General features: G+C 68.0%; 7 protein-coding genes. 2 read left to right on the forward strand and 5 right to left on the reverse strand.

All coding sequences use genetic code 11. The features are described from left to right. The first annotated feature begins 32 nt into the window (after positions 1-32). Positions 33-959, forward strand: coding sequence for a LysR family transcriptional regulator (locus AC10V3_RS02835; RefSeq protein ID WP_490923087.1), 927 nt, complete (start codon positions 33-35; stop codon positions 957-959). Here the strand turns inward: AC10V3_RS02835 and AC10V3_RS02840 are convergent. From AC10V3_RS02840 to AC10V3_RS02860, 5 genes are all read right to left on the reverse strand, one after another. Beyond that, entirely contained in the window at positions 956-2,455 is a 1,500-nt protein-coding gene (locus tag AC10V3_RS02840; RefSeq protein WP_490923088.1) for an efflux transporter outer membrane subunit, read from the reverse strand. The genes AC10V3_RS02835 and AC10V3_RS02840 overlap by 4 nt on opposite strands. Beyond that, positions 2,455-3,855 (reverse strand): RNA-guided endonuclease IscB, encoded by a 1,401-nt coding sequence (gene iscB / locus AC10V3_RS02845; RefSeq protein ID WP_022533665.1) that lies wholly within the window; start codon positions 3,853-3,855, stop codon positions 2,455-2,457. Before iscB ends, AC10V3_RS02840 begins: the two co-directional genes overlap by 1 nt. 297 nt (positions 3,856-4,152) lie before the next feature. Beyond that, positions 4,153-7,452: an efflux RND transporter permease subunit gene (locus AC10V3_RS02850; RefSeq protein WP_490923090.1), complete on the reverse strand. Its 3,300-nt coding sequence runs from the start codon at positions 7,450-7,452 to the stop codon at positions 4,153-4,155. Next, positions 7,449-10,595, reverse strand: coding sequence for an MdtB/MuxB family multidrug efflux RND transporter permease subunit (locus tag AC10V3_RS02855; RefSeq protein ID WP_454751586.1), 3,147 nt, complete (start codon positions 10,593-10,595; stop codon positions 7,449-7,451). Before AC10V3_RS02855 ends, AC10V3_RS02850 begins: the two co-directional genes overlap by 4 nt. A gap of 9 nt (positions 10,596-10,604) precedes the next feature. After that, positions 10,605-12,062 carry an MdtA/MuxA family multidrug efflux RND transporter periplasmic adaptor subunit gene (locus AC10V3_RS02860; RefSeq protein WP_349605578.1) on the reverse strand — a complete coding sequence of 486 codons (1,458 nt, stop codon included), beginning with the start codon at positions 12,060-12,062 and terminating at the stop codon, positions 10,605-10,607. Positions 12,063-12,401: 339 nt separating this feature from the next. On the opposite strand from AC10V3_RS02860, the gene AC10V3_RS02865 reads away from it, so the two are divergent. Next, positions 12,402-13,145: a response regulator gene (locus AC10V3_RS02865; RefSeq protein WP_022533669.1), complete on the forward strand. Its 744-nt coding sequence runs from the start codon at positions 12,402-12,404 to the stop codon at positions 13,143-13,145. Positions 13,146-13,173 lie beyond the last annotated feature (28 nt).

Consider the following 13,173-nt stretch of genomic DNA (forward strand, 5'->3'; position numbering starts at 1 on the left):
CATATCCGATAGATGCCCCAATGAGGCGCCGCATGAGTCTCTCCCTCGATCAACTGCAGGCCTTCGTTGCCGCCGCCGATACCGGCTCTTTTTCCGCCGCCGCGCGCCGGCTGGGCAAGGCCCAGTCGGTGGTCAGCGCGGCCGTGTCCAACCTGGAGATCGACGCCGGCAATGCGCTGTTCGACCGCACTGCCCGCTACCCGGTCCTGACGCCCGCCGGCGAGCGCCTGCTGGCCGAGGCCCGCGTGATCCTGGAGCGATGCGAACACTTCCGCGGTGTCGCCAAGAGCCTGGGCGAGGGCGTGGAGACGCGGCTGGTGCTGGCGGTCGACGAGCTCTATCCCGAAGAGACACTGGGCATGCTGCTGGAGGAGTTTTCCAGCCGCTTCCCCGCGGTCGAGCTGGAACTGCTGTTTCCGCTGATGGAGGACGTCAGCCGCCTGGTGCTGGAGGGCGGTGCCGATCTCGGCATCATGTGGCGGCAGGAGGTGCTGCCGCCCGCGCTGGGCTTCCATGCGCTGGGCTGGGTGCCGATGCAGATCCTGTGCGCGCCCGAGCATCCGCTGGCGGGGCAGCGCGTCGACTGGGAAGAGCTCAAGCGCTATCGCCAGCTGATGGTCGCGACCCGCACCGACAGCGAAGAGAAGATGCGCCTGCGCGTCGCTGCCGACGTGTGGTGGGTGGAAAGCCAGTGGGTGATCGTGGAGCTGGTCAAGCGCGGGCTGGGCTGGGCCTTCGTACCGTGGCACGTGGTGGCCAATTCGCCGGCCGCGGCGCGGCTGGTGTCGCCGCCGCTGGCGTTCCAGCAGCAGGACTGGCCGGTGGCGATGGAGCTGGTGTGGCACAAGCAGCGGCCGCTGGGCAAGGCCGCCACCTGGCTGCGCGAACGGATCTGCCGGCAGCCGCTGCCGCGCGCGCCGGCCGACGTCCCGGGAGAGAGCCCCGGCGCTTCCGCCTAGCGCTGGCCCACCGTGGCAGTGGCAGCGCCCCTGGTGCTTCCCGTGGTGGGGTCCCCCAGCGCCTGCGGATGCCAGCCGCCGCCCAGCGCCTTGATCAGCACCACTGCTGCCGTGTACTGGCGGCCGGTGATGGACAGCGCGGTGCGTTCGGCAGTGTAGGCGCTGGTCTGCGCGGTCAGCACGTCGAGCAGGCCCGCGGTGCCGGCGCGGTAGCGGTTGTTGACCAGCACCAGCGCCTCGCGCGCCGAGCGCAGCGCGTCGTTCTGCACCACCGCTTCCTGCTCCAGCAGCCGCTGCGCAGCGAGGTTGTCCTCGACTTCCTGGAACGCCGTCAGCACGGTCTGGCGGTAGTTGGCCACGGTCTGGTCGTAGACGGCCACCGCCTGCGCCTTGGCCGCGCTGCGCAATCCGCCGTCAAACAGCGTGCCTGCCAGCCCGCCGCCGATCGACCAGATGCGGTCGGGCAGCGACATCCAGCGCGCCAGCGTGCTGGCGGTCAGCCCGCCGCTGGCCGACAGCGACAGCGTCGGATAGTAGGCCGCCTGCGCCACGCCGATCTGCGCATTGGCCGAGGCCATGCGGCGCTCGGCCGCGCCGATGTCGGGGCGGCGCTCCAGCAGTTCCGACGGCACCGCCGCGGGAACGAGCGGCGGCGCGGCACGGAAGTCGTCGGCGGCCAGCGTCAGCGCCGCGGGCGGCTTGCCGACCAGGATGGCGATGGCGTGCTCGAGCTGCGCTCGCGTGATCTGGATATCGATCTGCTGCGCCTGCGCGCTCTTGAGCTGGGTTTCGGACTGCAGCACGTCCGAGCGCTGCGCGGTGCCGGCGGCGTACTGGTTCTGCACCAGTTGCAAGGACTTCGCGTAATCCGCCACGGTGCGGTCCAGCAACGCCTTCTGCGCATCGGCCACGCGTAGCAGGAAATAGCTCTGCGCCAGCGTCGCCTGGGTCGACAGCAGCGTCGATGCCAGGTCGGCCTGGCTGGCCTGCGCGCTCGCCTCGCTGCTTTCCACCTGGCGCCGCACGCGGCCCCACACGTCGATTTCCCAGGTCGCGCCCAGCGTCGCGCTCTGGCCGTTGAGCGTATTGCCGCCGGTGCCGCGCGCGCGCGAGGCCCCCGCCTGCGCGTCGACGATCGGGAAAAAGCCGGCGCGCGCCGCCTGCAGCGCGGCCACGGCCAGGCGGTACTGCGCCTCGGCGGCCTTGATGTTCTGGTTCGAGATCTGCACCTCGGACATCAGCGCATCGAGCTGGCTGTCGCCGAACACCGTCCACCAGTTGGCGCGCGTGGTCGCGTCCTGCGGCTCGGCAGTCTTCCAGTCGCCGCGCCAGGCGGTGGCGTCGGCCGTGCTGTCCGCAGTGCCTTCCTTGAACGCCTCCGGCACCGGCGCGTCCGGGCGCTTGTAGTCAGGGCCGACGGCACAGCCGGCCAGCAGCAGCGCGCACGCCAGCGGCACCGGCAGGGCATGGGTCAGCAGACGGGTAAAAACAGTCATCAGTTTGCGCGAGAAACCTCGGCCTTCAGGTCGGGGAGGGATAGCGCGCGACGCGAAGCGTCGCCCCTGGTCTCGCTCTCCTTTGTGGTGGGCGTTATGAAGAAATATCCATACCCGTCGCCGCGCTGGAGCAGATTGCAGTGCTTGTAGGAAATACCCTGCACGGCGCCAGCGACGGTTTGGATGTTAAAAGAGCCGGTTGCTCGGATGGCAACCCGGCCAATATGCGTACCTGCCTTTTTCCCGGAGGGAACCACCGCCTTGACCATGTCGCCGGTCTGAAAGCCGAACACGCGTTTGCTGCGCATGAGATAACCGCGCGGGAAGCCGTGAGCGGTAACGCGAGTGCGCTGATAACTACCGCGGCCGGCGCATTTGATGCGCAGTATGGGCCGTTGCCAGGGCCAGACGGAATGCACGTTGCCAACGCAGGCCGCGTCTAGCGCATGCGACTTTGGGATGTCGAGACGCCTCCGGTTGTACTTCGTCTGACCGCCGGATCCGGTTTCGACCGGCAGCCCGAAGGATTTGAGGGCATTGAGCAGGGCGAAGCGAGTTGCATTCACGGCTGCGGCGTTTCGCAGCGGTGCTTTCGCGCGCGCCAGGATGCGCTTGGCGCGATCGGGGTCCTTGCGCAGGAAGACCTCTAATGGAAGGTTCCCCTTCTTCTGGTTGCAGGGCCGGCACGCAAGCGTCAGGTTCGAAACGCGGTTGGACCCGCCTTTGGCCTTGGCGACAATGTGTTCAGTCTCCAAGGGGCGATCCGTTGCGTCGCAATATGCGCAAGTTCGGCCGAGCTTCGCCAGCAGGTACTCCTTGACCTCGTAGCCCAGGAGCGTGCCTTGCTGGTACTCAACGCCGGAGATCTCCGGGTTTTCCATGGCCTGCATGTCAAAGCGCACCAATTCCATGCTGAGGGCGGTGATTGGGGCAAGCTTGCGGAAGCGGCGCACCCATGCCGCAGTCGTCTCGACGCGGTGACGAAGGCTGGGCGCGAGCCAGCCTTCCGGCTTTCGACGATTGTCGAATCTGGCCGCGCGATAGCGCGTCATGCGCCCGCGCCGGGCCCGCCGCATGGCGCGTCGGGCAGTAAGTGCCTCGTTGATCTGCCGGCCGCGGTGGATGATCTCGGCCAGCGAAAGCACGAAGGCGTCTGGCGCGCCGCCGGCGTGCGAAGCCATTTCGCGGACGATGGCGACACCGGTCTCCTTGCTGCCTGGATCGAGCTTGAGGCGCAGCGGCTGGAGCTCACTGTCCACCAGTCGCCGGTCGGTCAGCCGGATTGCGAACGGCACCAGTCGATGCACGCGAGCCCGCCCGCGCTCGAGCAGCAAGCGGGCCCGCTTCTCGCTGCACGGCATGAGCGACTTGCCGTGCCTGTCCAGCACAAAGACTGCCATGCAATCTCTCCTACTAGGTGCCCTTACGGGCCTGGTTACGCGCCCCTTGCGGGGCGTCTCCCTTCGGCAATGTTGCGAACCGGCGATCTGCCCCGATCCGTTTCGTGCTTACCCTGTCGCTTGTCTGCAACCGGGGCTTCGAGAGGTTGGGACTAAGGAAGCATCCCAACGTCGGCCTTGCACCTGCGCGCAACGTAGCGGATTGGCTACCGCTTTGCCTGGTCAACCCGAGCTTGTCAGTTGCCTTTCAAGCTCCGGCCTTTAGGCCGGGGTAGTTGACAGCGAGTCTCTGCAAATCTAGACGGCGGCCGGCTGGTCCGGCGTGCCAGTGCCACGGCGGCGCTGGCGCCAGGCCTTGACCTTCAGGCGCCAGCGGTCCAGCGTCAGGTAAACCACCGGCGTGGTGTACAGGGTCAGCAGCTGGCTCACCACCAGCCCGCCGACAATGGAGATGCCCAGCGGCGCGCGCAGCTCGGCACCGTCGCCGCGGCCGATCGCCAGCGGCACCGCGCCCAGCAGGGCGGCCATGGTGGTCATCAGGATCGGGCGGAAGCGCAGCAGGCAGGCGCGGTAGATCGCGTCGCGCGGCGACAGCCCTTCGCGCCGTTCGGCGTCGATGGCGAAGTCGATCATCATGATCGCGTTCTTTTTCACGATGCCGATCAGCAGGATCACGCCGATCAGCGCGATGATGCTGAAGTCCGTTTTCGACGCCAGCAGCGCCAGCAGCGCGCCCACGCCCGCCGAGGGCAGCGTCGACAGGATCGTCAGCGGATGCACGTAGCTTTCATACAGCACGCCCAGCACGATATAGATCGTGATCAGCGCCGCCAGGATCAGGACCGGCTGGCTCTTGAGCGAGTCCTGGAACGCCTTGGCGCCGCCCTGGAAGTTGGCGCGCAAGGTCTCCGGCACGCCGATGCGCGCCATCTCGCGCGTGACGGCATCGGTCGCCTGCGACAGCGACATGCCCTCGGCCAGGTTGAACGAGATCGTCGACGCCGCGAACTGCCCCTGGTGGTTCACGCCCAGCGGCGTGCTGGTCGGCACCACGCGCGAGAACGCCGCCAGCGGCACGCGGTTGCCGTTGCCGGTAACCACGTAGATGTCCTTGAGCGCGTTCGGGCCCTGCAGGTATTCCTGGCTCAGCTCCATTACCACGCGGTACTGGTTGAGCGGGTGATAGATGGTCGACACCAGCCGCTGGCCGAAGGCATCGTTGAGCACCGCATCGATCTGCTGCGCGGTCACGCCCAGACGCGAGGCCGCATCGCGGTCGATGATCACCGAGGTCTGCAGGCCCTTGTCGTTGGTGTCGGTATCGATGTCCTCCAGCCCCTTCAGGTTGGACAGCGCTGCCCGCACCTTGGGCTCCCACACACGCAAGACCTCCAGATCGTCGGACTGCAGCGTGAACTGGTACTGCGAGCTGCTCTGCCGCCCGCCCACGCGGATATCCTGCACCGACTGCAGGAACAGTCTCGCGCCCGGCTCCTTGGCCAGCTTGTCGCGCAGTCGCGCAATGATCGCGTCGGCGGATTCCTTGCGCTCGGACAGCGGCTTGAGCGTGACGAACATCTGCCCCGTATTGCGCTGCGAACCGCCGGTAAAGCCGGTCACGTTCTCCACCGCCGGATCCGAGCGCACGATCGTGATAAAGCTGTCGAGCTTGCCGCGCATCGCCTGGAACGAGGTGGCCTGGTCGGCGCGGATAAAGCCGATCAGCCGGCCGGTGTCCTGCTGCGGGAAGAAGCCCTTGGGCACGATCACGTACAGGTACACGTTGAGCGCGATGGTGGCGATCAGCACCAGCCACACCAGCGGGCTCAGGCGCAGCGCCGTGGACAGCGAGCGCGCATAGCCGTCGTGCAGCCACTGGAACATGCGCTCGGTGGCGCGGAAGAAGCGGCCCTGCTTCTCCGGCTCGGGCGGACGCAGCAGCCGTGCGCACATCATCGGCGTGGTGGTCAGAGACACCACCAGCGAAACCAGGATCGCCACCGACAGCGTGATCGCGAACTCCTGGAACAGCCGGCCCACGATCCCGCCCATCATCAGCAGCGGAATGAATACCGCGATCAGCGACAGGCTCATCGACAGCACCGTGAAGCCGACCTCGCGCGCACCGCGCAGCGCCGCGGCGAGCGGCTTCATGCCTTCCTCGATGTGGCGAGAGATATTCTCCAGCACCACGATGGCATCGTCGACCACGAAGCCGGTGGCAATCGTCAGCGCCATCAGCGACAGGTTGTTCAGCGAGAACCCGGCCAGGTACATCACCGAGAAGGTGCCGATCAGCGACACCGGCACCGCCACACTGGGGATAAAGGTGGCGCGCACATTGCGCAGGAACACGAACACCACCATGATCACCAGCGCCACCGAAATCATCAGCGTGTGCTCGACCTCGCGCAGCGAGGCGCGGATGGTGGGCGTGCGGTCCATCATCACGTCCATCGAGATCGCCGCCGGGATCATCTTCTGCAGTTGCGGCAGCATCTCGTTGACGCGGTCGACGGTCTCGATGATGTTGGCGCCCGGCGAGCGGTTCAGCACCAGCAGCACCGACGGCTTGCCGTTGGCCGAGCCTGCATTGCGGATGTCCTGCACCGAGTCGACCACATTGGCCACGTCGCGCAGCCGCACCGGCACCGCGAACGAATTGGGCCCGCTGGTGGCGCTGGTGCCGCCGGTGGCGCCGCTGGTAATGGTAGTGGTGCCGCTGCTGGTGGTCAGCGTGGTCACGGTCACGCCGTTGACCACCTTGGTGCTGACGCCGCCGCTGGCGGCGGCGTTGGCGGTGCTGGCAATCAGCGCACCCGCCGACGTCGACGAGAAGGTCCCCGGCGTGGCGTAGCGGATGATCAGCGGCATGTAGTCTTCCGCCTTCATTGCCTGGTCGTTGGCGTAGACCTGCCAGTTGCTGGTGGTGTTTTCCAGCGTGCCCAGGGGCCGGTTGGCGTTGGTCGCGCTGATGGTGTTGCGCACGTCCTCCAGCGAGATGCCGTAGTTGTTCAGCGCGGTGGGATTCAGTTCCACCCGCACAGCCGGCAGCGACGCGCCGCCGATAGTGACCTGGCCCACGCCCTCCACCTGCGACAGCTTCTGCGCCAGGATGGTCGAGGCCGCGTCATAGAGCTGCCCTCGTGTCATCGTCGGCGAGGTCAGTGCGATGATCATGATCGGCGCGTCGGCCGGGTTGACCTTGCGGTAGGTCGGGTTGTTGGGCAGGCTGGTCGGCAGCGTGGCGCGCGAGGCATTGATCGCCGCCTGCACGTCGCGCGCGGCGCCGTCGATATTGCGCGACAGGTCGAACTGCAGCGTCACGCGGGTCGAGCCGAGCGAGCTGCTCGACGTGATCTCGGTCACGCCAGCGATGGTGCCGAGCGCACGCTCAAGCGGCGTGGCCACGGTGGCGGCCATCGTTTCAGGACTCGCGCCCGGCAGCGAGGCCGACACCGAGATGGTGGGGAAGTCCACCTGCGGCAGCGGCGACACCGGCAGCAGCCGCAGCGCGGCAAGCCCCGCCAGCAGGATGCCGAGCGTCAGCAGCGCGGTCGCGACCGGCCGGTGGATAAAGGCAGCGGAGAGGTTCATCGCTGCACCGGCTCCTGCGGGCCAGGCGGTTCGTCACCCGTGCCGCCTTCCTCAGGATCGCCGAAGCGCCGCTTGCGCCAGCCCTTCACGCGCGTGGCCACGCGGTCGAACGCCAGGTAGATCACCGGCGTGGTGAACAGCGTCAGCACCTGGCTGACCAGCAGGCCGCCCACCATGGTCACACCGAGCGGCCGGCGCAGCTCGCTGCCGATGCCGGAGCCCAGCATCAGCGGCAGTGCCGCCAGCAGGGCCGCCATGGTGGTCATCAGGATCGGGCGGAAACGCAGCAGGCAGGCCTGGAAGATCGCGTCGCGCGGGCGCATGCCGCCCTCGCGCTCGGCCTCGAGCGCGAAGTCGATCATCATGATCGCGTTCTTCTTGACGATACCGATCAGCAGGATGATGCCGATGATGGCAATGATGCCCAGGTCCTGCCCCGCCACCAGCAGCGCCAGCAGCGCGCCCACGCCCGCCGACGGCAGCGTCGACAGGATGGTGACGGGATGGATGGTGCTTTCATACAGCACGCCCAGCACGATATACATCGTCACCACCGCGGCCAGGATCAGCCACAGCGTGTTCGACAGCGAGGCGCGGAACGCCAGCGCGGCGCCCTGGAAGCTGGTCTGCATCGAGATCGGCAGGCCCAGCTCCTGTTCGACCTTGGTGATCTTGTCGACCGCGGCGCCCAGCGATTCGCCGTGCGCCAGGTTGAACGAGATCGTCGCCGCCGGGAACTGCCCCTGGTGGTTGATCACCAGCGGGCCGGTGCGCTCGGTGATGCGCGCGAACGCGCCCAGCGGTACCTGGCCGCCCGAGGAGGAGGGCAGGCGCAGGTCGGCCAGCGACTGCGGGCTCTTGCGGAACTCGGGCATGGTCTCCAGCACCACGCGGTACTGGCTCGACTGCGTGAAGATGGTCGACACCAGGCGCTGGCCGAAGGCACTGTACAGTGCGCTGTCGATCACCGCGGTGGTGATGCCGAAGCGCGCCGCGGCGTCGCGGTCGATATCGACATAGGCGCGCAGGCCGTTGTTCTGCTGGTCGCTGGTGACGTCGCGCAGCTCGGGTTCCTGGCGCAGGCGTTCCACCAGGTTCGGTACCCACGTGGCCAGCGTCTCGGGATCGGGATCTTCCACCGTGAACTGGTACTGCGTGCGCGACACCTTGTCTTCGATGGTCAGGTCCTGCACCGGCTGCGTGAACAGCGACACGCCGCCCAGGTCGTGCACCGCCTGCTGCAGCCGCTGCGTGACCACTTCGATGGGGTCGCGCTCGCCCTTGGGCTTGAGGTTGATCAGCATGCGCCCGGCGTTGAGCGTGGTGTTGGTGCCATCCACGCCGATAAACGACGACAGGCTTGCCACGGCCGGATCCTGCATCACCACCTTGGCCACCGCGTGCTGCTTGCGCGCCATGGCGTCGAACGAGGTGGTCTGCGCGGCCTCGGTGATGCCCTGGATCACGCCGGTGTCCTGCACCGGGAAGAAGCCCTTGGGCACCAGCAGGTACAGCAGTCCGGTCAGCACCAGCGTGGCCACGGCCACGACCAGCGTCGCCTTCTGGCGATCGAGCACCCACTCCAGCGCGCGGCCGTAGCGCTCGATCACGTTGTCGAAGAAGCGGCCGGTGGAGCGGTGGAAGCGCGACAGCTTTTCTTCCGGCACGTGGTGCAGCAGGCGCGCGCACATCATCGGCGTGAGCGTCAGCGACACCACCGCCGAGATCAGGATCGACACCGCCAGCGTGATCGCGAACTCGCGGAACAGGCGTCCGACCACGTCGCCCATGAACAGCAGCGGGATCAGCACCGCCACCAGCGAGAAGGTCAGCGAGATGATGGTGAAGCCAATTTGTTTAGAACCCTTCAGCGCCGCCTCCATCGGCGAATCGCCTTTCTCGATGTAGCGCATGATGTTCTCGATCATCACGATCGCATCGTCGACCACGAAGCCGGTGGCGATGGTCAGCGCCATCAGCGTCAGGTTGTTGATCGAGAATCCGGCCATGTACATCACGCCGAAGGTGCCGACCAGCGACAGCGGCACCGCCACGCCCGGGATGATGGTGGCGGGGATGTTGCGCAGGAACAGGAAGATCACCAGAACCACCAGCGCGATCGCCAGCAGCAGTTCGAACTGCACGTCCTCGACCGAGGCGCGGATGGTGGTGGTGCGGTCGGTCAGCAGCTGCACGTGGACCGAGGCCGGCAGCGCGTTCTGCAGCTGCGGCAGCAGCGTCTTGATGCGGTCCACCACCTCGATCACGTTGGCACCCGGCTGGCGCTGGATATTCAGCACGATCGCGGGCTTGTCGTTGGCCCATGCGGCCAGGCGGCTGTTCTCGGGGCCGTCGACGATCTCGGCCACGTCGGTGATGCGGATCGGCGCGCCGTTCTTGTAGCCCAGGATGATCTGGCGGTACTCGTCGGCCGAGCGCAGCTGGTCGTTGGCGTCGATGGTGGAGGCGCGCGCGGGCCCGTCGAAGCTGCCCTTGGCGCCGTTGACGTTGGACGACCCGATCGCGGTGCGCAGGTCGTCGATCGACATGTCCAGGGAAGCCAGTGCGGTCGGGTTGGCCTGGATGCGCACCGCGGGGCGCTGGCCGCCGCTGATGGTGACCAGCCCCACGCCCTGGATCTGCGAGATCTTCTGCGCCACGCGCGTGTCGACCATGTCCTGCAGCTTGGGCAGCGGCATGGTGTCGGAGGTCATGGCGATGGTCATGATCGGCGCGTCGGCCGGGTTGACCTTGCTGTAGACCGGCGGCATCGGCAGGTCGGACGGCAGCAGGTTGCTGCCGGCATTGATCGCGGCCTGGACCTCCTGCTCGGCCACGTCCAGCGGCAGCGTCAGCTCGAACTGCAGCGTGATCACCGAGGCGCCGCCCGACGAGGACGACGACATCTGCTTCAGGCCCGGCATCTGGCCGAACTGGCGCTCCAGTGGCGCGGTCACCGACGAGGTCATCACGTCCGGGCTGGCGCCGGGGTAGAGCGTGGTGACCTGGATGGTCGGGTAGTCCACTTCGGGCAGCGCCGACAGCGGCAGCAGCCGGTAGGCCACCAGCCCGGACAGCAGGATGGCCAGCATCAGCAGCGCCGTGGCGACCGGGCGCTCGATGAAGAGGCGTGAGGGGTTCATGCGGCGTCCTTACTGCTGCGTGCCGCTGGCGGGCGGGGCGCTGGCGCCGGCCTGGCGGTGGCGGCGGTGTTCCGCCGCCGCGCCCGACGCTGCCGCGCCGCTGGCATCGCCGTGCGCACCGCTGGCGCCGCCAGCGCCGCCACCATCGCGGCGCCGGCCGCGTGCGCGCGGCTGGCTGGCCGGCACCACCGCGGCGGCGCGCGCGGCCGGGTCCACGGCTTCGACCGTCATGCCTTCCTTGAGTCGGTCGGCGCCGTCGATGACCACGCGCTGGCCCGGCTCCAGGCCCTTGAGCACCGCATTGCGGCTGCCATCGCCCGGCCCGAGCGTGATCACCTGCACCTTGACCTTGCCGCTGTCGTCGACCGTGTAGACGAACGTGCCCTGCTGGCCGCGCTGGATCGCCGCCACCGGGATCACGGTGGCGTCCTTGAGCGTATCCACGCGCGTGCGCACGTTGACGAACTGGTTCGGGAACAGCATGCCGTCGGCATTGGGGAAGACCGCCTTGAGCTTGACCGTGCCGGTGGTGGTGTCGATCTGGTTGTCGGTGGTCAGCAGCGTGCCTTCTCCCAGCTGGTTGCGCACCTGGCGGTCCCACGCCTGCACCGGCAGTTCTTCGCCGGCATTGAGCTTCTTCAGTACCGACGGCAGGTTGTCCTCGGGGATGGTGTACATCACGGCGATCGGCTGGATCTGCGTGATCAGCGCGATGCCGTTGGTGTCGCTGGTGTTGACGATATTGCCCGGGTCGACCTGGCGCAGGCCGATGCGGCCCGACACCGGCGCCACGATCTTCGTATAGCCCAGCTGCAGGCGCGCGTTGGCGACATTGCCCTGGTCGGTCTTGACCACGCCCTCGTACTGGCGCACCAGCGCGTCCTGGGTATCGACCTGCTGCTTGGAGATCGAGTCCTGGCCCAGCAGCGTGCGGTAGCGCTGCTGGTCGAGCCTGGCGTTCTGCAGCAGCGCCTGGTCGCGCGCGAGCTGGCCCACGGCCTGGTCCAGCGCCGCCTGGAACGGGCGCGGGTCGATCTCGGCCAGCACGTCGCCGGCCTTGACCATCTGGCCTTCCTTGAACAGCACCTTCAGCAGCGGCCCCGACACCTGCGCGCGCACGGTGACGTTGGACACCGGCGTGACGTTGCCCAGGCCGTTGAGCACCACGTCCATGTCGCGCCTGGCTACCTCGGCCACCACCACCGGCGAGCGCGGCATGCCGGCGCCGCCTGGGCCCCCGCGTGCGCCGGGCCCGCTGGCGCCACCCGGCGCGCCCGCCGTGCCGGCCGGGGCCGGGCTGCGGTGGGCGTACCAGTACCAGGCGCCGCCGGCCAGCAGCAGCACCAGCAGGCCAATATAGAGCCCACGCCGGGCCGGGCGCCGGGGCGGCTTGCCTTCGGGCGGGCGCGAAGACGGAGGAGGCGAAGCGGGGGAGGGAGTAGGTTGGCCTTGTTCGGGGTTGGACATATCCGCAAATCCTGGGAGCGGCGCGCGCGGCGCGCCGGCAGTGTTCGGCTGGCAAGTGGCGATGCAGCAGTATGCCGCAACGCAAACAGCACCGGCCCGGGAGCGCGCCTGGGTGCTGCGCGGGGCCGGCGGCGGGCCGCCAAGTGCCGTGCGGCGCGCATACGCGTGGCGCCGAAGGCAAGTCATGCCGCAAGGATAATGTGCGGGGCCGGGCGCCCGTATTTCCGCGCCTGGCGGTTTTATTACAGCGGATTACCAGCGCCCCGGGTGTAACCTCCGGAAACAAAACCGCCCGGCCAATCCGGCGTGTGCGCCGCCCGGGCTGACTATCATGTGCCTATGCGAACGAACCAGCCTACCCAGATCCTCGTCGTCGACGACGATCCCGAACTCCGCGACCTGCTGCGCGAATACCTGACCCAGCAAGGTTTTGCCGTCTCGGTGATGCATGACGGCGACGGCCTGCAGGCGCGCCTGGAGCGCGAGCGCCCGGCGCTGATCGTGCTGGACCTGATGATGCCCAAGGTCGACGGCCTGACCGCGCTGCGCAACCTGCGCGCCAAGAACGACGATATCCCGGTGATCCTGCTGACCGCGCGCAGCGACGAGATCGACCGCATCGTCGGCCTGGAGATCGGCGCCGATGACTACCTGGGCAAGCCGTTCTCGCCGCGCGAGCTGCTGGCGCGCATCAACGCCGTGCTGCGCCGCAAGCTGGCGCGTCCCGCGGCCGCGCCCGAGGACCGCGAATCGGTCGCCTTCGGCCCCTTCCGCGTCAATTTCCGCCAGCGCACGCTGCAGCGCGCGGGCCAGCCGCTGTCGATCAGCGATACCGAGTTCGCGCTGCTCAAGCTGCTGCTGATGCATCCGCTCGAAGTGCTGTCGCGCGAGCGCATCGTCGAGCTGATGTACGGCAGCGCCAGCGGCATTAGCGACCGCGGCATCGACGTGCAGATCTGGCGCCTGCGCCGGCTGCTCGATGAAGACGCGCAGCGCCCGCGCTATATCCAGACCGTGCGCGGGCGTGGCTACACCTTCGTGCCCGACGAAGCGGAAGAGATGTCCGCGGGGCTCCCCGAATAAAAGCCGCGGCGCCCGCCCCCTGGCGCCG

It is taken from the genome of Cupriavidus sp. PB-02, assembly GCF_058252315.1.